The organism is Rhizobium sophoriradicis (assembly GCF_003939025.1).
Classification (GTDB): domain Bacteria; phylum Pseudomonadota; class Alphaproteobacteria; order Rhizobiales; family Rhizobiaceae; genus Rhizobium; species Rhizobium sophoriradicis.
Genome location: NZ_RQIH01000019.1, coordinates 60,863 through 82,358, shown reverse-complemented (window position 1 = coordinate 82,358; position 21,496 = coordinate 60,863). Strand labels below are relative to the sequence as shown.

General features: G+C 60.6%; 17 protein-coding genes. 12 read left to right on the top strand and 5 right to left on the bottom strand.

Features of this window, described 5'->3' with window-relative positions:
• Window position 1: 1 nt before the first annotated feature.
• From tssF to EFR00_RS27355, 12 genes are read left to right on the top strand one after another with little or no spacing between them, the layout of a single operon-like run.
• The gene (tssF, locus tag EFR00_RS27410) at window positions 2-1,876 is read left to right on the top strand and encodes a type VI secretion system baseplate subunit TssF (protein ID WP_009994446.1); all 1,875 of its coding nucleotides are present in this window, start codon (window positions 2-4) and stop codon (window positions 1,874-1,876) included.
• Entirely contained in the window at window positions 1,840-2,910 is a 1,071-nt protein-coding gene (tssG, locus tag EFR00_RS27405; RefSeq protein ID WP_077988939.1) for a type VI secretion system baseplate subunit TssG, read from the top strand. The genes tssF and tssG overlap by 37 nt, the downstream gene beginning before the upstream one ends.
• Entirely contained in the window at window positions 2,901-4,172 is a 1,272-nt protein-coding gene (gene tagH, locus EFR00_RS27400; protein WP_009993829.1) for a type VI secretion system-associated FHA domain protein TagH, read from the top strand. Before tssG ends, tagH begins: the two co-directional genes overlap by 10 nt.
• On the top strand, window positions 4,172-4,633 hold the full coding sequence (tssJ, locus tag EFR00_RS27395; protein WP_077988940.1) for a type VI secretion system lipoprotein TssJ: 462 nt from the start codon (window positions 4,172-4,174) through the stop codon (window positions 4,631-4,633). The genes tagH and tssJ overlap by 1 nt, the downstream gene beginning before the upstream one ends.
• A gap of 17 nt (window positions 4,634-4,650) precedes the next feature.
• Window positions 4,651-5,985 (top strand): type VI secretion system baseplate subunit TssK, encoded by a 1,335-nt coding sequence (tssK, locus tag EFR00_RS27390; protein ID WP_077988882.1) that lies wholly within the window; start codon window positions 4,651-4,653, stop codon window positions 5,983-5,985.
• Window positions 5,986-5,989: 4 nt separating this feature from the next.
• Window positions 5,990-7,315 carry a type IVB secretion system protein IcmH/DotU gene (gene icmH, locus EFR00_RS27385; protein WP_077988883.1) on the top strand — a complete coding sequence of 442 codons (1,326 nt, stop codon included), beginning with the start codon at window positions 5,990-5,992 and terminating at the stop codon, window positions 7,313-7,315.
• Between the two features lies 1 nt (window position 7,316).
• Entirely contained in the window at window positions 7,317-10,841 is a 3,525-nt protein-coding gene (gene tssM, locus EFR00_RS27380; RefSeq protein WP_077988884.1) for a type VI secretion system membrane subunit TssM, read from the top strand.
• Window positions 10,823-11,371 (top strand): type VI secretion system-associated protein TagF, encoded by a 549-nt coding sequence (tagF, locus tag EFR00_RS27375; protein ID WP_077988885.1) that lies wholly within the window; start codon window positions 10,823-10,825, stop codon window positions 11,369-11,371. Before tssM ends, tagF begins: the two co-directional genes overlap by 19 nt.
• On the top strand, window positions 11,368-12,480 hold the full coding sequence (locus EFR00_RS27370) for a DUF2169 family type VI secretion system accessory protein (protein ID WP_077988886.1): 1,113 nt from the start codon (window positions 11,368-11,370) through the stop codon (window positions 12,478-12,480). Before tagF ends, EFR00_RS27370 begins: the two co-directional genes overlap by 4 nt.
• A complete protein-coding gene (locus EFR00_RS27365; protein ID WP_077988887.1) occupies window positions 12,477-13,520 on the top strand; it encodes a beta-ketoacyl synthase N-terminal-like domain-containing protein in 1,044 nt (347 codons plus the stop codon). Before EFR00_RS27370 ends, EFR00_RS27365 begins: the two co-directional genes overlap by 4 nt.
• Window positions 13,520-14,506, top strand: coding sequence for a DUF4150 domain-containing protein (locus EFR00_RS27360; protein WP_064684120.1), 987 nt, complete (start codon window positions 13,520-13,522; stop codon window positions 14,504-14,506). The genes EFR00_RS27365 and EFR00_RS27360 overlap by 1 nt, the downstream gene beginning before the upstream one ends.
• Complete coding sequence (locus EFR00_RS27355) at window positions 14,503-15,432, top strand: hypothetical protein (RefSeq protein WP_077988888.1); 930 nt, start codon at window positions 14,503-14,505, stop codon at window positions 15,430-15,432. The genes EFR00_RS27360 and EFR00_RS27355 overlap by 4 nt, the downstream gene beginning before the upstream one ends.
• Here the strand turns inward: EFR00_RS27355 and EFR00_RS27350 are convergent.
• From EFR00_RS27350 to EFR00_RS27330, 5 genes are all read right to left on the bottom strand, one after another.
• Window positions 15,423-15,773: a hypothetical protein gene (locus EFR00_RS27350; protein ID WP_077988889.1), complete on the bottom strand. Its 351-nt coding sequence runs from the start codon at window positions 15,771-15,773 to the stop codon at window positions 15,423-15,425. The two genes, EFR00_RS27355 and EFR00_RS27350, sit on opposite strands and share 10 nt — an antisense overlap.
• Window positions 15,773-16,198 (bottom strand): DUF6484 domain-containing protein, encoded by a 426-nt coding sequence (locus tag EFR00_RS27345; RefSeq protein WP_009983572.1) that lies wholly within the window; start codon window positions 16,196-16,198, stop codon window positions 15,773-15,775. Before EFR00_RS27345 ends, EFR00_RS27350 begins: the two co-directional genes overlap by 1 nt.
• 11 nt (window positions 16,199-16,209) lie before the next feature.
• Entirely contained in the window at window positions 16,210-18,516 is a 2,307-nt protein-coding gene (locus tag EFR00_RS27340) for a type VI secretion system Vgr family protein (protein ID WP_077988890.1), read from the bottom strand.
• Between the two features lie 187 nt (window positions 18,517-18,703).
• Window positions 18,704-20,980 (bottom strand): glycosyltransferase, encoded by a 2,277-nt coding sequence (locus EFR00_RS27335; RefSeq protein ID WP_077988891.1) that lies wholly within the window; start codon window positions 20,978-20,980, stop codon window positions 18,704-18,706.
• 64 nt (window positions 20,981-21,044) lie between these two features.
• On the bottom strand, window positions 21,045-21,365 hold the full coding sequence (locus EFR00_RS27330; protein ID WP_009990188.1) for a hypothetical protein: 321 nt from the start codon (window positions 21,363-21,365) through the stop codon (window positions 21,045-21,047).
• Between the last annotated feature and the right edge of the window lie 131 nt (window positions 21,366-21,496).

Below are 21,496 nucleotides of genomic sequence, written 5' to 3'. Positions count from 1 at the left end.
AATGGATCGGGTCTTCCTTGAATATTATGAGGAGGAACTCACCCATATTCGCGCGCTTGCCGCCGAGTTTGCCCATATGCACCCCGCGATCGCGCGCAACCTTTCTCTGGATAGCATTCCGTGTCCGGACCCCTTTGTCGAACGGCTTCTTGACGGCGTCGCATTTCTGGCCGCCCGCACCCGCCAGAAGGTGGATGCCGAAAGCACGCGCTATGTCCGCAGCGTGCTTGAAAACTTCTATCCGGACCTCGTCTCGCCGGCGCCGGCGACGGCCATGGTCGTGCTGAAGCCCGGCCAGCAAGTTCAAACCATGCTTGCAGGTCACCTTTTGAAGCGGGGAACAAGGCTCGTTTCAAGCGTCCGGCCTGGCATTTCGACGAGGTCCATCTTCACCACGGTCCAGGACGTGACGCTCTGGCCGCTTGCGATCAGCTCCGTGACCTACATACAGGACCGAAGCGGACTCGCGGCGGCTGGGATCGGCGCCATCGACGGAGTTGCCGGCGCCTCCGGATTGAGCATCACCATCAATCGAACCGGCAAGGGCAAGCTGGCCGACTTGTCGCTCGATCGCCTCGACCTTTATTTCAGTGAAAAGAGCAAGGCGCCGTTGCTCTTCGATACGCTGTTCGGCGCCTGCGGTGGCGTTGGCGCGCGCCCGGAGGGGCGGGACAATCCCTTGAAGCCGCTGCCCGCGCCCGAGATGGTCGGCATATCGGACGACGAGGCGCTCATGCCTCGCACACGCGAAACTTTTGAGGGCTACCGGCTCCTGCGCGAATATTTTATCGCCCCCGAGCGGTTTCACTATGCACGTGTGACGGGGATGCGGCCGGTCGTTCGCCGTTGCGGCGAGAGGCTGGAGCTGGTCTTCCTGCTTCGCCGGCCAGTTCCTGAGCTTGCGGGCCTCACCGCGAAGGATCTGGAGCTTTTCGCAACGCCGATCATCAACCTGTTCGAACGCTCCTGCAGCGTCATCGAGCTCGATGCGCGGCGGACCCGGCAGGTCCTCCATGCCGATCGGACTCGGCCGCGCGATTTTGAAATCTATCGTGCCGTGCGTGTGGAAGACGCCGATGCCGAAGGTTCTGATGCGGAGATACCGGCACTTTTCAGTTTCGGACAGAACCGCACAAACGGTTGGGTCTATTTTACAGAACGTCGCCCGCGGCGTCCGAGCGAGGACGAGCTTCGCCAGGGACAAACCCGCACATCCTATGTCGGAGACGATGTCTTCATCACACTCTCACGGCCGGCGCAGTCGAAAGCGGGGCGACCGCTCAAGCGGATTGAAGTGACGGCCCTGTGCACCAACAGGGACCTGCCGATACTGGACGACACGCCCTCCCTTACGCTCGAAAGCGGCGATCCTGTCGAGACCGTGCAATTGCTTGGCGCGCTGCGCCAGCCCTGGCCTGCCATTCCGGCAACGCTTCCTGCCGGCGCCGTCGAAGCCTCAAGAGCCGACGAACTCGCCTGGCGCTTTATCGCACAATTGTCGCTGAACTTTCTCAGCCTGGCGGAGGAAGGCCGCGGGGTCGACCCTCTTCACGCCCTGCTCGATCTTTATGCCCAGCGGGGGGATCCAAGCCTCTCGCGGCATGTACGCGCCATTGCGAGAGTGGAGGCCCGACCTCTCATTGAGCGCCTGCCGATCGCTGGACCGATGTGCTTTGCCCGCGGCAGCGACATCACGCTCCACGTCGACCAGTCAGTGCTTGCCGGGCATAGCAGTTTGTTGCTTACGGCGCTGCTCTCGAGGCTTTTTGCCCGCTACGCGGCGATTAACGGGTTCGTGCGCACGAGAGCGCGGATCCTGCAGAAACAGGAGGATGTGCTATGGCCGATAACGCCGGGCAACCGCTTCCTGATCTGAAGAATGACGCCGTCCGATCCGCCGAGCAGTTCGACTTTTTTGAGCTCCTGCGGCGGCTCGAAAACGCAGACAGGATCTTCGGGCAGGCAGGCCCACCGCAGCGGGAACCAGCCAGGCTCGGGCAGCACATACGGCTGGGTTTTGCCGTGCAGGACATCGCAAGGCTCGAGCCTTCCACCGAAACAGCGCCCGCCCGGGTAACGGTGGCCACGATCGGCTTGCTCGGTCCGGAAGGTCCGATGCCGCTTTATCTGACGCGCTGGGTGCTGGATCGCCTGTCGCAGCGCTGGTTTGCCGGCGCCGACATGCGCGAGGTCAGCGACACCACGTTCGTCGACTTCATCAATGTGCTTCAACATCGCATGATCGCCCTTTTCTATCGGGCGTGGGCGGATGCGCACCCGGCCGTCCAGATCGAGCGCGCCGAGGGCGGACGCATTCGTGCCATGGCTTCGGCCATGGCAGGCATCGGCCTGCGAGGCAGGACAGACCGTCAACCGACCGCGGTCGACATGACGAAGCTTGCTCACGCCGCAGCCCTTGCCCATCAAGTCGATGGACCTGAAAGGCTCATGCAGTTTCTCGGTGATCATTTCAAGGTTCCCTTCAGGCTTCGGGAGTTTGTCGGCGTCTGGATGGACATACCGCAAAGGATCCAGTCCCGCCTTGCCGGTGCCTACGCACAGCTCGGCAGAAGCGCCACGATCGGGCCGAGAACATTCCAGCGACAGCAAAGGATCGAGCTTTCCGTCGGACCATTGACGCTTGGTGACTACGCAGGCTTTCTGCCCGGCAGTGAGCGGCGTGCACTCTTGCAAACGGCAGTCCGCGACCTGGTGGGAAACGGGCTGGATGTGGATGTCAGGCTCGTGCTCAAACGAGACGAGGTTCCTGCAGCGCAGCTGGGAAAAGCGCGGCTCGGGCATATCGCCTGGCTTGCTCCGAAACGGGATCGAGGCGACGCAGCCGATTTGTGCATGCGCACCCTCGTTGGTTTTCGTCCTGAGATTGCGGAGGCCGCAGCATGGCCTTGATCCTTACCCTCGAACAGTCCCCCATGCCCCAGGCCGTGCGCCAGATGCGGCTCGTCGAGGGCGAGCTCGTCATCGGTCGCAGCGCAGACGCCGACTGGCGACTTGACGATCCGGACATGTACGTTTCCCGTGCCCATTGCACCATTGCTTGCGTTCACGGTCGATACCAGGTGACGGATACGTCAAGCGGCGGTCTCTTTATAGACGGGTCGCGCGCACCACTTGGAGCGGGAAATTCCGCTCCGTTGTATGACGGCGCCCGGCTGCAGCTCGGCAATTATGTCGTCCGCGTCGAGCTGCAAAGCACGCAGGCAGAGCGCCCGCATGAACAACCGACATCGCCGCCGCCGGTCGGTTTCGAACGGGATACGTTCTTCTCCGAACGCAGCGAGCGGGTTGACCCCCCCCGGCGACCCACCGGATTGCCTGACCCGTTCGAACACCCCGCTGCGGCGCCGTTTGCCGATCCCGACCGACAGAAACCAAATAGCGCGCCCCTGTTCGACGATCCGTTCAGCCTCGATCCGCTGCCGGCCCAGCGGCAGGATGATCGGGGCTGGGATCTTTTTCTGCCGGGCACGGCTGCAGGGCAGCCGGCTCCTGAGCTCGCCACACCACAACTCAGGCCGCAAGCCAATCCGGAACCATCGCCGGAGCCGCGACAGCAGAAGTCAGCGCCTATCGAGACCGACCTTCGCGACGCCTTTCTGCGCGGTTTGGGCTTCAGTGGCGAAGAATTTCCGTCTGCCGATCCCGTTGTCCAAATGGAGAATTTCGGTCGGGAATACCGGACGATGCTGGAAGGATTGATCCATCTCCTGCGCAAGCGCGCCGAAGAAAAGGGCGAGGCCCGGATCGCACAAACCGTTGTCGGGGCCTCCGAGGTCAACCCTCTCAAATTCATGCCGACGGTCGACGATGTAATCGCGACGTTTCTCACGCAACGCAATGCCGGCTTCCTGCCGCCCGAAGCAGCGATCAACGGCTCCATCCGCGATCTCGCCCACCATCATGTGCGCACGTGGCGCGGCGTCCAGGCCGCGCTGGCAAGGATGGTGGACCGCTTCGATCCGGCCGCGCTGGAAAGCGAATTGAAGTCTCAATCGGCCTGGGACGCGCTGCTTGCGGGCGGGCGACGGGCAAAGCTCTGGGAACTTTACGAGAAACGCTACCGCGAAATAGCCAGGAGCGCATCAACACGCTTCCTCGGCGAAATCGGCAGCGATTTCCGGGACGGCTATGAAGAGAGGGAGAAAGAATGATGCTTCAACGACGTGGTTTCTTGATGATGCTCGGCGCGACAGGTTTGATTTCCGGCTGCGTGGGCGGTCCGCCAAAATCCTCGACCGTGACCGTAAACGCGGCAGGTCAGGCGGGGATGAATCTTGCCGCTGATGGCGGGGATCGCCCGGTGACCGTGCTCGTTCTCAGGCTCAAGGACGTCGGAAAGTTCAATTCTGCCGATATTTTCGCCCTCCAGTCCGACCCTGCCTCCGCACTCGGGGCAGACCTCCTCGGCTCCGACCAGTTGACGGTATCTCCCGGCGGATCGGCCACCAAGACGGTGGCGTTCCCGCCGGAAGCCACGTTCCTCGGGGTGGTCGCCTTTTTCAGGACCCCCGGCGGTCGTGTCTGGCGGCAGGCCGTCCCGATCAGGCCGGAATCGACGGTGACGGCGAATGTAGCATTGAGTAGCGGCGGCATGGCGCTCGCGCTCGCCTGAAGGGAGGGCGTTCCAGCATGACGGACACGAATAAGGTGCTCTGGTCCGAGGGGCTCTTCCTTCGGACGCAGCATTTTCAGCAGCAAGACCGGTATACCGAGGCCCTGATACGCGGCGCGCTGCAGGCGGGGAGGTTGCAGACCTTCGGCTTTCGATCCCTTACGCTGGACACCGCACAGCTTGAAGCAGGCCGCGTTGCCGTCTTGTCGGCGCGCGGCATTTTTCCGGACGGTACGCCCTTTTCCATTCCCGAGACGATGGATGCGCCGGTTCCATTGACCATCACCCGCGACATGGGTGCGGGGGCGGTGCAGCTTGCCCTGCCGCTGGAACCGCCGGGCGGAGCGAGCTTCGATGCCGCTCATAGCGAGCCGACCGGAGCGCGTTATAAGGGGCAGATCGAACGCGTGCGTGACGCCGTGCATGGGGGCGCCGACCCGGAAGAGATCGAGATCGCCCGCCCCCAAGCCCTGCTCCTGTCGCCGGTGCAGATGACCGGCGGCTATACCTCGATGCCGGTTGCGAAGGTCAACGGGCTGCTGGCCGACGGCAGCGTCGCGATGGGGGAAAACTTTCTGCCGCCAGCCCTGACGACCGGCGCCGTGGCCTTTTACGGCCAGTTGATGCAGGAGGTGATAACCGGACTCGACCGTATCGCCGATGCACATGGCAAAATGGTTCTCGGTGGCGCTGGGCGCAGCGTGGAAAATCTGCTGGTACTCGATCTTGCCAACACGGCACGTCCGCGGCTGGCCCACATGCTTCCCCAAGAGGTTTTTCACCCAGCGGAACTCTTTCTGGAATTGAGCGGGCTTGCGGGGCGAATGGCGACCTACGGGTCCGGCTCCCGGCGGCTGACCGAGCTTCCGACCTATGATCACATGGCGCCGGGACCTGCCTTTGCGGCGCTCGCAGACACATTGCGTTCGCTGCTCCTCAGCCTGCGTTATGTCGAGCCCAAGTCGCGGGCATTGCCGGTGCTCAAACACGCGACCAACGTCTGGAAGGTTCGGGTCGACAATCCCGAATTGCTGACCGCCAGCCGCATTGTCGTGCGGGTCGGATGTGACATGTCCGAGGACGCGCTGCGCAAAATCTTCGTCGATCAGGTGACGGTAGGTGCTGCCGACGAATTCGAGGCGCTGTGGAAGTCACGACTGCCGGGGATCCGCCTGAAGCCGCTTCATTCGCAGCCCCGAGAGATCCCCTATGACGGTGACCGTCTATGCCTGGAACTCGATCAGCGCAGCGAGCATTGGGAATCTCTTCTGCGTTCGCCCGGCTTCGTGATCGGCGTGTCGGGCGTTTTGCCCAGCGAACCGCAGGTCGATTGCTATTCGGTTAACAGGTAGCGCCATGGCAAGTGAGGATCCATTCGGTCTTTCGGGCGATAAGGGTCGTACACGCATCCGCCCGGCGCCCTCGGCGAGCGCAAGACAGGTCCCTGCTGCCGGAACCCTGGCAAGAAGGGCGCGCTCTCATCCAAACAGACTGATCAGTGCTTTTGCCAAATTGCTGGAATTTGCACCGGAACTCGAAAGCGCGTTGCCACCGAGCGATCCAGAAGTGCTGCGAACGAGACTGATGGAAGAGCTTGTTGCGGCCCGCGACGCTGCGGTAGCCTCCGGTTCGGCGCTTGCGCGGGCGGACTCCGCTGCCTGGGCTGTCGCCTCGCTGCTCGACGATCTGGCGCTGAACACGCCCTGGGGTGGAGCAAGCGCATGGCCGCGCCAGCCGCTGGTCGTCATGCTCCGCGGCGATGTCGATGCCGGAGCGCAATTTTTTGCCCGGTTGGAAGAATTGGAACGCCATCCCGGTCGTGATCAGGAATTGCTCGAGCTTTATTATTTCTGCCTGGCGCTTGGTTTTCGCGGCAAGTACCGTGTGCCTGGCCGTGCCGGCGACCGCTCGATCAGCGCCGTTCGCGCCGCCGCGGCTCGGTTTCTGCGTGACGCCGATGCTGAAGCTGCACCGCTCTCGCCCAGATGGGAGGGAGTTGCGGCGGCTGACGAGCCATCCCGTTTTGCCGTGCCGATCTGGGTCCTTGCCGTCGTTGCTGCAGCGCTGTCGACGGCAATTTACATGTTGCTGTCGATGCGGCTCGATACCAAGGCGGAGGAACTCGCAACGCTGGTTCGGGCACTGCCGCCACCTGAGCGGGCGGAAATATACCGCCCCGAGAAGCGGACACCACCGCCGAACGCATCACCCGTGGAGCCCGTTATTTTCCAATTGCTGCCGGAATTTCGCGCCGCAGCGCCCGCCTCCCTGCTGCCGGCACTGAAAGGAAATGAAAACGCCTCGTCGGTCACGCTTCTTTTGCAGTCAAGCACACCGGAGCTCTTCCAGTCCGCTAGACCCGAATTGACGAAGAGCTTTGAACCGCTTGTTGCTTCCATCGCAGCGGTTCTCAAGCAAAATGCGGAGCTGATCGGCGGCATTACCATCACCGGGCATACTGACAATGTCCCGTTGCAAGCGAGCAATCCACTGTCCAATAACCAACGCCTCTCCGAGGCCCGCGCTGCAACGATTGCCTCATTGTTGGCCGCCTCCGGCGTGCCGACCGGACAGCTGAAATCGCAAGGACGCGCGGCGACACAGCCGCTTGCCGGAAATGACAGCCGCGAGGGTCGGGCCGCCAACCGCCGCATCGAAATCCTTATTCAAAAGAGGCTCTGAGATGGCGATCTTCCGGTTCCTCTGGGCTGTTCTCACCTCTCGCTGGCTCTGGACCTTCATCGGCCTCATTTTGCTGTCTCTCATCGTCTGGATCTTCGGCCCTATCGTAAGCGTCGGAGACAGTGCGCCGTTTGCTTCCGAGATCGTGCGACTGGTCATCATCGGCCTTTTGTTCCTCGTGTTCATCATCTGGTGGGTTGCAGCGCGGCGGCGCGCGGTGCGCGCCAACCGCCTCTTCGTTTCCGAGATTGCCCCTCAACCTGAGGCTCCGCCAAGCCCGGCTGAAGAGGGCGTTGCCGCCGTCGGGGCGAAATTCAGGGAGGTCATGGCTGGTCTCAAACGCCAGAAGGTCGGCGGCCGAAAGTTTCTCCGCGAGATGCCATGGTATGTCATCATCGGCCCCCCTGCGACCGGCAAGACAACAGCCCTCCGGCAATCCGGATTGAGCTTCCCGATCGATCTGACCGACGATCTTCACGGCGTTGGCGGCACGCGCAATTGCGATTGGTTCTTTACCGAGGAGGCGGTGCTGATCGATACGGCCGGTCGCTACGTTCAGCAGGAGAGCCAGCCGGAGGTCGATGCAGCGGAATGGCTGGGCTTCCTCGATCTCTTAAAAAAGCACAGGGGCCGTCGTGCGTTGAATGGGGTGATCGTGGCGCTCGGCATCGACACGCTGTCGGAAGACGATGCAGCGATCCGGATGCATGGCAGGCAGATCCGCAAACGCCTGGCCGAGCTTCAGGAACGCATCGGCATCCGCTTGCCCGTCTATCTCATGCTGACGAAAGCGGACCTGATAAAGGGCTTCGAGAGCTTTTTCGGGGCGCTCTCGACGGCCGATCGTGAACAGGTGTGGGGAGTGACCTTCCCGCCAGGCGCCCGCATCGAGGGTACCGAAGTCACAGCGGAAATCTCGGCCTTGGCGGGCGTGCTCGAACGACGTCTCATTCCCCGCCTCGAAGGCGAAGAGAATCTGACCACCCGGGCGGAAATATTTCGGTTCCCAGCCCAGGTAGAAAGCCTTTCAGAACCAGTTCGTGTGCTGATCGAGACCGTCTTCGGCGAAAGCAAATATGCGGAAAGCGCCTGGTTGCGGGGGATCTATCTGACCTCCGCCACTCAGGAAGGGACGGCAATAGACCGGCTGACGGCAGCATTGGCGTCATCATTCGGCCTGCCTGCCCAACCCGCTGCATCTATGTTGCGGGCCGAAAAACGCAGCTTCTATCTCAAAGACCTGCTGACGAAGGTCATTTTCAAGGAGGCTGGCCTCGGCACCTTCGATCCGGCGGCAGAGGATCGGCGTATCTGGATCTGGCGCGGTGCCGCCGTGGCAGCAACAGGATTCGTGGTCATTGCCGGCCTGTTGTTCACGATATCATATCGAAAGAACGACTCCGCCCTGGCGGCGCAGGCCGAACAGCTCGAGGCCCTGCAGCTTCCCCTGACGCCGGTTGCGGCACGCCAAGCGCCGGTGGATCCCCTCGACATTGATTTGGCGCTCGAAGCCGCCACGGAAGTGGCGAATGCACGGACAGACCAGCCAGGCGGAATAGCCTCCTTGATAGGTCCTTCCGCTGAAACCGAAATTCTCCAGGCGCAATCGGACGCCTACCACCGCACCCTGCGCAATATATTGGAACCACGCATGGTCGCGCTGCTCGAGGCGACGATGTGGCGGCAGATCCGCGATCCCGAGTTCCAGTTGGGGGCACTGAAAACCTATCGCATGATGACCGGCCTGTCGCCGATGGACACGGACTTCGCCAAGCAATGGTGGACGGAGAAATTGCCTGAATCGGCGCCCGTGCCACCTTTCAAGACCGAGGTGGCCGCAGATCATCAGCTTGCTGCGATCGACAATATGGCAACGGAACAGGCCTTCGTCGCACCTGACGAAGCGCTGGTAGGCGAAGCGCTCCGTACGATCTGCTCGATCCCGTTGCCGGTTCGCGCCTATAGCGCGCTGCTCTCCGATCCGGAGGTCACGGCGCTGAAGGAATGGATCCCGGCAGATCATGTCGGCCCGAACGGCCTGAAGGTTCTCGCGCGGCGCTCCGACAAGACGCTAAGGGTCGGCATCAGCGGCGCCTTCACCTATGACGGATTCCACAACGTGATCCTAACCCGGCTTGAAGACGTCGCAACGCAGGCCGCGCTGGACCGCTCGGTTTTTGCCGGCGGATGCTCCGAGAGCGCCAGCCCGTCGGTTGCCACACTCTCGCAGGATATCCTCAAGCTCTACTATGACGACTATATCGCCAAGTGGGACAGCTTCATGCGTGACGTCAGGCTTGCACCACTGGCCGACCTGCAGACGGCCAGCGAAAACCTCAAGGATCTCTCCAGCGCCGATTCCTCAATGAAGCGTCTGCTGACCGCGATCGTGCGCGAGACGGAACTGACCCGTGCCGATGACGGCGGCCAGGCTCCTCCGCCAGGAGCATCCAAGCTTTTGTCCAAGCTTGGCAAGATCGGCAAACTCGCCGCCAAGGGCGTGAAGATAATGCCCAAAGCCGGCTCCAAGTCGGATGTCGATCTTTCGGGCGCGCTGGTCGCCGAGCATTTCAAACCCATCAAGGCGGCCATTGTCGAGGTCGATGGCCAGCCTCCCGCACTCAATGATGCAGTCGCAGCCTTGACCGCGCTGTCGAACATGCTTCAGACCGTTTCGGCAAGCCCCGATGCGCAGGATGCAATGAAAAGACAGGGCGGCCTGGCGGAGCTGACCGGTGCAGTGGCGAAACAAGCCGTGACCCTTCCCGATCCGCTGGACGACTGGCTGGCCGGACTGGCCGGCAATACCAGCGCGCTGGCAACAGGGGCAGTCACTTCTGAGCTCAACGCCATCTGGCGTGCCGACGTGCTTCCCTTCTGCCAGGCGGCGCTAACCAATCGCTATCCGTTCGTCCCCGACAGCGCAATCGATGTGAATGTCGTTGACTTCCAGCGCGTCTTCGGTCCCGGCGGGCTGATCGACAGCTTTATCAATAATAATCTGGTCAACTACATCGACACGACCAGCCACCCTTGGAAATGGCGCTCCGACATCAAGCTCGATCCCAGGCCTCTGGCGGCGCTGGAGCAGGCGCGGCTGATCCGCGACAGTCTCTTTCCGGGAGGCGCGGGGCCGATCCTGACCTTCACCCTCGAGCCGAAAGATCTTTCGCCGACAGTCAGCCGCGTGACCTTGAATGTCGACGGTCAGAGTCTCTCTTACTTCAACAACCCGACGCGCCCGCAGCCGATGACCTGGCCCGGCAAGGATGGAACCGGCGTGATCACCCTCGCCTTCCAGCCTCTCGACGGTTCGCCGGAAGTGATGGTCAGCGAGACTGGAAGCTGGGCGTTTCTGCGGATGCTGCGCGCCGGTCGGCTGAGCGGGACCAATCTTGCCGAGCTCTTCAAGCTGCGCCTTGCTGCCCAGGGCTACTACGCCGATTTCGAGCTTCGCGCGGCAAGTGTCGCCAACCCCTTTGATTTGAAGATGTTTGCGAGGTTCTCGTGCCCGACGCAGCTTTGATCCTGCCCGGATTCTTTGGAAAGCTGCCGGCGATGGGCGATTTCGTCACACGCCGCCTGCCGGCCTCCTTCGTCGGGCGGTGGGACCGCTGGATCAGCCGGCATCTGGTTCACCGATTTTCGCAAGGGCCGATGGAGAACGCTCCGGTCCTGCGCTTTCTGGCCGGCGGGGAGACATTCGGCCCGATGACCGGCGTGATCCTGGCCAGCGCTGATCGTGCCGGCCGGCGGTTTCCGCTGACCATCGCCGCGGCGCCCCCACTTGCCGCCATCGAGATTGCAAGCGTTGCCTCAGACTGGTTCGATCGTTTGGAAGCGACAGGAACGTCAGCAAGAGACGATAGGAGGGACGGCGACGCGTTGGCCAACGCCCTTGCGGCACTGCCATTTCCGGCGGCCAAAGCGTGCGACCGGCCGCTCGGAGACATGGTTTTCTGGACATCGGAGCGTAAGATCACGGCGATCGACGCTGCCATGCCCGATGCCGCGCTTGGGCAGTTTTTCCCCGAAGACGAGAGCCATGTCCGATGAGGATCTGGAACCAAACGGGTTACCCCACCGAATTCACGATGGGCATGGATAAAGAGGGCCGGGAATACATCCTTGTCGTCGTCAAGGGAACCTTCGACTTCCCCGATGTCGCGGGCGGAGTCGCGCAGAAATCCCTTGAGCAAGTCCCGCTGGTCATGGCCGACACCTATACCGGCGAACCGGGTTTTTCTGCAACTCTTTGGGAATCCGACTTCGCGTTCCGCAAAACGTTCTGCGACGTTATCGCCAATGGATGCGCCTACGCTCCACAAGGCCGTCCAGCCGACCGCGTCACGGTCGGAATCAAGGTTGGCAACTGGTCAAAGGTTTTCGAGGTCCTCGGACATCGCGAGTGGCGGGCGCTGGGGCCGGCCTTCATTGCTCCCGCCCCGCAACCCTTCCTGCGTCAGCCCTTCTCGTATGATACGGCCTGGGGTGGCATCGACCGGCTCGATCCCGACGAAGAGATGCCCGCAAGTTACAAGCAAAACCCCTTCGGTACCGGTTGGGCGCGCACGAGCAATCAGCGCCTTGTTCCCGGCCTGCCGCTGCCGAACACGCAAGCGGTAGACGAAGAAATCCGCTCGCCGTTCGGAGACTATCGGCCGATGAGTTTCGGCCCATATGGTCGGGGTTGCCCGGGCAGGATCGAGTTCGCGGGGACCTATGACCAGAACTGGATCGACAACATCTTCCCGTTCCTGCCTCCCGATTTCGATGAGCGTTATTTTCAGATGGCGCCAGCCGATCAACAGATATCTCACCCCGAGGGTGGTGAGCAGGTGATACTCATCAACCTCACTCCCGAGGGGAAGACATGGTTTTTGCTGCCCGATACGGCACTGCCAATGACGATCTTTCGCGATAACGAGGTAGTGCTCGACAAGGTCATCCGACCCGACACGCTGCTATTCGACATCGAGAGCAGGCGCCTATCAATGGTCTGGCGAACGGAGGTGCGGATACGGAAAGTCATTACCGAGTTCGAGGAGGCCTGGGTCGGTCGTCCGACAGCGACGATGAGAAGAGCTCGGGAACAAGGCAAGCAATATATCCGGGATGTGGCAACGCAGAAGGAACTGGTCGCTGATGATGAGGTGGGCGCATGACGGCCCGTGCGCTGGACGTCCTTGCCTGCGGGATGGTGACCGCCGTTGGTCTCGATGCGCCTTCGGCCTGTGCTGCCATACGTTCGCGCATTGATGGATTTCAGGAAACCCGATTTCAGTCCGGCCCGGATGAGCCGATCATCGGCGCTCCGATCCCTTTGATCCCCGAAGTTTTGGGCGAGCAGCGTATGGCCTACATGGTTGCTGCCGCGATCCGAGAAAGTCTGGATTCCTTGTCCACCCCGCGTGCAATGGCCGCCCAGCTGGTACTTTGCCTTCCAGAGGAAGGCCGTTCCGGTTCACCGATCGAAGATAGCGTGCGGCTCGTCCGCCGAATTGGCGATCTCCTTGGGAATTCTGCCACCGGGCCCACGCGCGTGATCAGCGAAGGAAGGCCGGCAGGACATGCCGCTTTGCGAACGGCAGCGCGATTGTTGGCCGATTCGGATACAGACCACGTCGTCATCGCCGGTGTGGATAGTTATCTCACGGCTGGAACGGTCACGCACTATCTGGCCGAGAACCGATTGCTGACGCCAGACAACGCCAATGGTTTCATTCCGGGCGAAGCAGCCGGCGCGATCCTCTGCGGCCGGGCGGGACAAGGCAATTTCCGACTCGCCGGGCTAGGTCTCAGTCGAGAACAGGCTTTCATCTACAACGGGCTCGATGCGGACGGGATGCATCTACCATTGCGTGGCGATGGCATGACGGCAGCCTATAGGGAGGCCCTGGCGGAATGCGGGATCGAAATGGCGGGGCTTGGCTATAGGATCGCAGATCTCATCGGTGAGCAATATTGGTTCAGACAATCGGCCCTTGCGTCGATCCGGCTGGTTCGCGGGGCCCACGACTTCCAGGATATCCGGTCTCCCGCCGAATCGCTCGGCAACGTGGGAGCCGCCGTCGTGCCGATCATGGTCGGAATGGCGATGACCGCAGCCGCCAAAGGCTATTCGGGCGGCAGCCCCGTCCTCATCGAGGCATCCAACGACAGCGGTGCCTGCGGTGCTGCCATCTTCTCATTCAGGGTGCAGTGATGGGAAATGTCTTTGCGAACGGATTGGAGATTTCGGGCAAGGACACCGATGGAAAGACCATTGCCGCATTTCCCGACACCTGCTTCACTCCGCCCCAGACGCCCGCTACGCCACCGGGCGTGCCCGTTCCCTATCCGAGCTTCGGCACCTCGAGCGATACCGACAAGGGCACGAGCACGGTCAAAATCGGCGGCCAGACGGTCAACATCAAGAACAAATCCTATCTGTCGAAGACAACTGGCACAGAAGCCGGTTGCGCCCCCAAGAAAAACCTCATCACCTCAAGGAATACAGGCAAGGAGTATTTCCACTCCTGGTCGAATGACGTGAAATTCGATGGCGAGCCGGTCATTCGATTCAGCGATATGGCGACCAATGACCACGCATCGCCACAGGCCGGTACGCCGCCTTGGCTTCATGTGCTCTCGGCAAATGTCGGAGGAATCACGTGCGGCACGCTGCTGCAGAAGATGAACCTACGTCTGCATCCGCACAACAAGAAAAATTGTCCGCAGGGATATCAGTCGGAACACTATGTCGGAAACGAATACTTCCAGCCCGATCGTGCTCATAATACCTCCTACGATCAGTGGAAGGATTACAGCGTGCGCACGGCACCATGTGTCTGCATCCGGTCGATGAAGCACAAGAAGGGCGGCGGGTTCCAGGAAACCGGCAAAGGAAGCCGCAAGGACACTCCCCACGACACGAAGACGAAGGCGGTCAACGACTACAACGCAAAACTGGAAGCTCAGACAGGCAGGTCCCCTAAGTTACGGGGGGCTGTCGCCAAGGGAACGAAGTCGATCTCCGAACAACACAAGGAGTGCAAGAATTCGAGCCCTGCCACGCAAGAGAAGGTCGCGAAATGTCTAACCATGATATTTATGGCCTATATCCAGAGCGTCGTCGGTCCCCCTCCTCCCAAGAAATCAATGGAGGAACTTAATGAGATGCGGACGATGCGTCACAGGACAGTGGCATGACCGGGCGCAAGACAATAGACGATGTGCCTTCACAGGAAGTCTACCTGGAGGCAATGCGCGGCTATCACCTTGGCGGCACGCTTTTTGGCGTGTCGATTGAACTCAGCGATGAATATAGGGAGTGCGGCCGTTCCTATCTGCTGTTAGTGGATTTCACTGGGCGGAGCGCCCGGTTTCATGTTCTCTTGCAGCTGGAAAACCAGATGTTGTCGCACATCAGCGGTTCGCAAGATGATCACGTGTTGCTGGAGGTCGGCGGCCTCACCCATTTCCTGCGCGGCAGTTCGCACACCATCGCACGGGCGCCAGAGCCCTTCTTTCACAAGCTGTTCCGCCTGCCCGATGGAACTCTCTTCACCTACGGCGAGGACGGCTGCGTGTGTCGTTTTGACGGCATTTCGTGGCAGCCGATCCAACCGCTGGTATCGTCATTCCTGAGGGCCATGCATGGGCCGTCGGCCGAGCTCCTTCATGTGGCGGGCAACAATGGTACTCTCCTCCATCTACAAGGGGACCGTTGGCGGCAGGTCCCGCTCGATTTCAACCGCTCAATCGAAGCGATCCATGTCTCGCCCAACGGGACGGTCAGCATCGGCTGCGAAGACGGCATCTGCTTAGAGTACCGAGACAATCTGTTGAAAGAGATCAAGGCGCCCGACAGTGATTTCATGTCGATATGTGACTTCAAGGGGGCGCGGTTTTGGGGCGATAATGACTTCGGGGTTTTCGTCCAAGACAATCACGTCCTGAAAGAGTTCCGGGCCTTGGGCTTTGCCTATGCGATGCAGCCGTCGCCCGATTTGCTCGTCGTCACCGGGTGGAAAGAGATCTTCGTGTTTGACGGAAATTCCTGGTCGGGGTTCGAATTTGGCTACGACGGACAGCTGTATATTCAGGTCATCGACATGAGCAGGCGTTATCTCTGAGCGCTTGCGCCGTTGACGGTCAGATATTCGCGGACCTTGTCCAGGTCCAGTTCCTTCACAGCGATCAATCGTCTGGCGCTCAGCATCCGCACCACAAATAGCTCGCCCGCCTCGGGAAATTCCGCATATCGCTCCTTGGCGATATCCTGCCCTGCCTGCCCCGCCACTCTTAAGCCGTCTAAATGGGCCTCAAGCCGCTCGACCAGCCGAGCAAGCCGCTCCTCATCCATGTCAGGATTTTCGTCCGGGTGAAGCAAATGATAGTCATAGACGGTCCATAAGAACGCCGCCATTTCGGCGTGTTGGCGGACGATCTCGCGAAGGACGGGAGCGGCGGGCATTAGTTGAGGTTCACCGATCCACCACGGACGCGATTGGCTGCGCTAGCGTGGCTCGTCACATAAGTGCCGCGGATGGTGATGTGCCCATCCTTTTCCATGATGATCGTCGCTTTGCCGCAACGAAGCTCGATCCGCTCTCCGGCTGTGATCTGAACACGCTCGCCGTCACGAACGACATTCGGCGTCGGCGCCCCGCGCGCCGGATCGACGATGCGCCCTAGGATCAGCGGCCGAGACGGGTCCCCACCCTCGAAGAGTAACGCTACCTCAGCCCCGACCATGGCAGAAGTGAGCTCTGTCAAGCTTTTCGCACGGAGCGCTGTCTCCACGGGATTGCCGGGAAACACGACCAGTGGCACGCCTGCATCGAAACCCAGCAACAGCCCGATGACCACTCCCTCAATCCGCTCCAGAATGTCGGACATATGACCCGTCCTCAATTATGATTGATCTTGCTGCCCTTCCATGTGACCTCTCCCGAGGCCTTGCCATTGAATTTGCCCGAGGCGTTGATCGAAATGTCCTTGCCTTCGATCGAGATCGTGCCGTCCTTCTTCATCGCGATGCTTGCTGAGCCGCACTTGATGACGACCGAGTCCCCCGCTTCGATCAGCAGGTCCTGACCGATCTTGATCGCTCCGTCTTCACCCACCTCGACAAGACTGCCCCTGGCGACTTTCACCGCCCTACTTCCGCCGATCTCCGTGGAATCGTCATCGCTGATCTTGGCGCTACGCGCCTTGCCGATGCTGCTTGTCTGCCCGCCGCCGATCGACACGCTCTGGTCTGAGCCGATTTTCCAGCTGTCGGAGGCGCCGATGTCGTGGCTCTGGCCGGCACCGACGCTGACGGAACGGGACGCGCCGATCGTATTCGATTGGGTCGCGCCGACCGATCTGGTCTCTGTCGCGCCGACGCTATCGACGCGTGCGGCGCCAACGGTCACCGTCTGGACGATGGCAACGGTCTGGGTGTGATTGGCGCCGATCGTCTCTGTGGAATTTGAGCCGATACTGATCGTCTCATTGGCGCCCACAGTCAGAGATCGATTGACCCCCACCGTCTCGGTATCATTCGATCCGATATTGACGGTGCGGTCGACACCAACCTTGGTCGTCTTGTTGTTGCCGACATCCTCGTCGAGGTTCACGCCGACGGAGTGCTTGGCGTTGTTGTCGATGCGATCCGACTGATCGTGTTGGACGAGTTTGCTGCGATCGTGCTTGATCAGGAGGTTGTGGTCTTTCTGCGCCTGGAAATAAACCTCCTCCGATCCGGCTTTGTCTTCGAAACGCAGTTCGTTCCACCCGCCCCCGCCAGGAGACGAATTCGTCTTCAACCCGGATTGGGTGGCATGTCCGGGCAGTTCGTAGGGCGGCATTTCCTTGCCGTTATACACCCTGCCGGTGATGATCGGCCGGTCAGGATCCCCTTCGAGAAAGTCGACGATCACTTCCTGACCGATACGGGGGATTTGGATAAACCCCCAGCCCGCACCGCTCCAGGTTTGCGAGACGCGCACGAAACAGGAGCTGTTCTGGTCCTTCTTGCCGAGCCGGTCCCAGTGGAACTGCACTTTCACGCGTGCATATTTGTCGGTGAAGATCTCCTCGCCGGCAGGGCCAACCACGGTCGCAGTCTGCGGCCCGCGCATGATCGGCCGGATCGTGTTGCGAGGCGGCCGATAACTGATGGAGGTCGGAGCCACCTGGAATGTCGCCCGAAAGGTTTCCTCCTCCGCATAGGCTGCGGGCCGGTAACCCGGATCGAAGAGACGATAGTCGGCGCGCAGCACGACGTATTCCGCGTTCTGGTCCTTGCGCGGGAAATTCTCGAGCTTGAAAGTGCATCCGGAAGCCAGACCCCGCACCGTGCCGCCAGCGGCGATCCGTTGATGTGCCGCCTGAATTTCCTCCCGCCGCACGACGGCAACCGCGTCGCCGCGGCCGACCGTCAGATGCGCGCCGGGATGGCGATAATGTTCACCCTGTGCTTCCGCGTGTGAGAAAGGTTGCGCCGATTGCGCCATGAGGTCGGCGCCCGGTTTGGTGAAGTCATAGTCCGTGTGGGCGAAGGTGCCGGGCAGGACGGAACTGGTCGAAACCCAGTCCGTCATATATTCCTCATCCCGGCGCACGGGGTCGCCCTCGGCCCGGAACTTGACGCTGCCATAGCCTGGCGCTGGCTTCAGCTTGTTCATGGCATCGGCAAGAACCAGAGTGTGTTCGCCCTCATCATATTCGAAGAAATACATGATGCCTTCGTGCTCGAGCAGCCGCTGCACGAAGTCGAGGTCGGTTTCGTCATATTGCACGCAGTATTCCCGAGCCTCGTAGGAACCCTGCAACCGCTTCTCGAATTTTGCCGCCTTGTATTTCGAGAATATCTTCTCGACGATTTCGACGACGCTCATATTTTGGAAAATGCGGCAATCGGTGCTGTTGCCGAGCAGCCAAAGCCAGGGCCGCACCTCCGCCTCGTAGTAGGCAAACCTTTCCTCGATGCGCGTCAGGCGAAAATCGGTGACCAGCCCGCTGAACCAGCGCTTCTTGTCTCCGCCTTCGCCTTCTACTGACAAGGATTTTCCGAGCAGCTTCAGTGCGTCGACATTCTCTCCGGAACTGATGAAGCCGACAGTGAAGGCAAAACACCGGCTGACCGCATCGCCGCCGATGAGATGCGTGAAAGTCAGCGCTTCGGATCCGAGCGGCGTCTGGACGGTTGTCTTGCGATCATCAGCCATGCGGAGAATGCCCCTGTCTCGTGACGCCGGCGATCCTGATGGAGAAGCCTAGCACAAAGGCCCCTCGCCTCGGAAGTGACATCGATAGTGCAACAATCCGATGCCAGTCGCCTGGCCTTCCGGTCGACCGCAATACGCCCGAAAGGAGCCCCGGTCTGACCTGCGCAACCGGGGCGGTGCGAAAATGTCATACGCGGGCGATTGATCCCCCGAGCGCTCGATCCGTCCTGACAGAGAATGCGAGCTCTTCGATTGCCAGCGCCGCTTCACGCGCTCCATTGGCAAAAACGATGCGGCTTGCTCGTGTGCGATGCTGGGCAAGAAAATCCTCCGACAGAGCGAGTTCGATCGCCTCATGCGCTCGTTCGGCATCCACCGATCTCAAACATAGCCCCAATCCGGAGCTTTGCGCATAGGCCGCTCTTACGGCCTGCTCGTCCATCTCGGGCGCTTCATTCGGAACGAAGATTGCCGGGATGCCGCCATAAATACATTCGTGGTAGCTGTTGTAGCCGGCATTCGTAATCATCAGGTCAACGGCGTTGAAATATCTGGCGATCGGATAGATCGCCTTTTGCACGGTGCCCCCGATATGATCCTCGCGCTTCGGGGCGAGGGGATTGACCGCGTCGACGACCTGGACTCCATGCTTGAGCAGTCCGTTGATGATCGCCGGCCGCAGCCGGCTGACGTCTAAATTTCGTTCCGAACCGAGCTGCACGACGGCGACAAGACCGGCAGGATCGACACCGAGAGCCGATGCAGCTTCTGCCCGCGAGAGCCTGTCGTCATTGTCAACAAGGAGGATCGGAGAAACGCCGATCACGCCAGCGCGCAATTGCGCGGTGATGCCGTGGTCTTCGTCCGCGGCGAACTCGCCCGGCTCGATCACCATGTCGAACCGATGCTGCATCGACGGATCGAGGCTATGACAGGATGCCCACATCCCGCGGCGGATCCAGACCCAGTTCAGATCGGGACGGGCGGTCAGCACCTTCAGTAAGCCAGGATAGGGATGGTTGCTGTCGAAGACGACGCTGTTGATGGCAAACGCCTCCACGGCGGTCAGCAATTCCTGTGCGAAGACCTCGTTCCAGCTGTCGTCCGTCACACCGATCTTCGAGGCGGACGGTATGTAGTCTACCGGGTGCCCACGTGCTTCGATAATCGAAGATCCGGCCGACATTGTCAGGAAAACGGGCTCCATGTCAGGCGACATGCGCTCGGCGATTGCCATTAATCGCGTGATATGGCCAAGGCCTATGCCGTTTGTCGCGACAAACAGGACGCGGCGCCGTCCCATCAGCGACCGTTGCGATCTTCGCGGCCCGGAACGGACCGTTGCGTGTCCGCTCGACCCGGAGAACGCGTCAGCGCCAACCGCCTTGCCGACCGTGGCAAGCGCGGCAGGCGAGCAAAGTCCGAGTTCGTCATAGATGGCACGCATTCTTTCCGGGTATCGGCTTTTCGAAAACTTCTTCTCGACCAATGTGCGCGCGGCTGCCGACTGGGCGCTGAAGGCCTCGGGAGACGCGAGAAATCTCTCCAGAACGTTGGTTGTTTCGTCGGGCCGGCAATAGACCGCACCGTCTTCGAACAGGTCACGAAACGATGGGTCGAGGATGGTCACAAGCCCGCTCGCCATCGCTTCGGCAATGCCAATGCCAAACGCCTCAACCCATCGCCGGCTGTGAAAGAACACATAGAAATCAAGCTTGTTCAGAAACTGAGGCACACCGCTGTTCGAGTAAGGCGAGATGTTCCAGTTGGATCCAATCAAAGGCACGACTTGGTCCGGCACACCGCCCATGACCTTGATCTGGACATTACCAAGATCGGGATAGGCCGCGCGCAATTCAGCCTCGGTATCCGGCCATTTCAGGAGATCGCGACGTGAATGTCTGCCGATAACCGCCCTTTCGCGCGGCGGCAGCGCGGTCCTGATCGGCCACTCGTCAAGGTCGATCAGATTGAACAGATCATGACGCAAGAGCTCGGGCCTGCCGGCGATGATGTCTTCGAACTGATTGCGCACCCTGGGGCCCACCGGTGCGAAGATGACGGGCGCCCCGAACATTCTCTCCAGATTTCGTTTCACCACGTCGATATTATATTGCGCATTGCCGGCTCCGTCGAAGGGCGGATGCTGGACCGAAAGGAGGACGACCTTCGATCTGAGGCGCAGCGGCCGTGTCGGCATGTGCGCGAACGCCAAGGGATTATGAGCGAAAAGAATGTCGCACTCGACTGCCTCCTCGCCCGTCAGCCACGGCACCTCCTGACGCTCAAGAACGTCGAGAAGACGTTCCTCGAACCGTCTGGAACGGATATCGGAAACGCCGAGAAATGGAAGCAGAGCCGTCGAGAGGCCAAATTGCCGAGCGGACTGGATCTCGATCCGCACGGCCGATGAGGAGCCACCATAAAATCGAGGATCGGCTGCATGGACAATATCAAAATGCATTCGAAAGCCAGATTGGGTCTATCAATGCTACTAGGGTCAATTCTCAGTTGTCTGGTCCGTTGCTTCAATAAGCGCTGCCGCTGCGGCCGAAAGACGGGTTCCGTTCGGGACGGTTCAAATTCCTCACAGCAACGGGCTTTGGCTTGACCGACCGGGTGATCCTTGATGCCGCGACCGGGACATAGGAACTGTTCGGATAGCTGCTGATAAAATTGCGATAGGCTCGATCAGTGTTGCTTCGCCGTGCGTTGCGCCAAGCCACTTCTTCTGCGGCGGTCGGCGCATTTCGGTAACCGCTGATGATTGACGCCAGCGTCATATTCGAGCCTTGAGAGGTGCATGAGGCAAGTATCAGCGTTCCGAGGATAGAGATTTTGCGAAGCATATATTGCCCTCCCCGCAGCTTATTTTAGTAAGCATTCACAAACTACGAAAGTCAATGCCCGCAAGGTGAAACTCATTATTTTCGATTGTCCGATGCAGCCTTGAAGGACTTCTCCGGCCTTTCAGGCAACG

Bases quoted from the DNA above. Each gene is read 5' to 3' on its own strand.
- EFR00_RS27335 (WP_077988891.1), bottom strand. From the start codon at position 20,980: ATGCATTTTGATATTGTCCATGCAGCCGATCCTCGATTTTATGGTGGC.
- EFR00_RS27350 (WP_077988889.1), bottom strand. From the start codon at position 15,773: ATGCCCGCCGCTCCCGTCCTTCGCGAGATCGTCCGCCAACACGCCGAA.
- EFR00_RS27355 (WP_077988888.1), top strand. From the start codon at position 14,503: ATGACCGGGCGCAAGACAATAGACGATGTGCCTTCACAGGAAGTCTAC.
- EFR00_RS27365 (WP_077988887.1), top strand. From the start codon at position 12,477: ATGACGGCCCGTGCGCTGGACGTCCTTGCCTGCGGGATGGTGACCGCC.
- tssJ (WP_077988940.1), top strand. From the start codon at position 4,172: ATGCTTCAACGACGTGGTTTCTTGATGATGCTCGGCGCGACAGGTTTG.
- EFR00_RS27370 (WP_077988886.1), top strand. From the start codon at position 11,368: ATGAGGATCTGGAACCAAACGGGTTACCCCACCGAATTCACGATGGGC.
- icmH (WP_077988883.1), top strand. From the start codon at position 5,990: ATGGCAAGTGAGGATCCATTCGGTCTTTCGGGCGATAAGGGTCGTACA.
- EFR00_RS27345 (WP_009983572.1), bottom strand. From the start codon at position 16,198: ATGTCCGACATTCTGGAGCGGATTGAGGGAGTGGTCATCGGGCTGTTG.
- EFR00_RS27330 (WP_009990188.1), bottom strand. From the start codon at position 21,365: ATGCTTCGCAAAATCTCTATCCTCGGAACGCTGATACTTGCCTCATGC.
- tssF (WP_009994446.1), top strand. From the start codon at position 2: ATGGATCGGGTCTTCCTTGAATATTATGAGGAGGAACTCACCCATATT.
- tagH (WP_009993829.1), top strand. From the start codon at position 2,901: ATGGCCTTGATCCTTACCCTCGAACAGTCCCCCATGCCCCAGGCCGTG.
- EFR00_RS27360 (WP_064684120.1), top strand. From the start codon at position 13,520: ATGGGAAATGTCTTTGCGAACGGATTGGAGATTTCGGGCAAGGACACC.
- EFR00_RS27340 (WP_077988890.1), bottom strand. From the start codon at position 18,516: ATGGCTGATGATCGCAAGACAACCGTCCAGACGCCGCTCGGATCCGAA.
- tssM (WP_077988884.1), top strand. From the start codon at position 7,317: ATGGCGATCTTCCGGTTCCTCTGGGCTGTTCTCACCTCTCGCTGGCTC.
- tssK (WP_077988882.1), top strand. From the start codon at position 4,651: ATGACGGACACGAATAAGGTGCTCTGGTCCGAGGGGCTCTTCCTTCGG.
- tssG (WP_077988939.1), top strand. From the start codon at position 1,840: ATGGCCGATAACGCCGGGCAACCGCTTCCTGATCTGAAGAATGACGCC.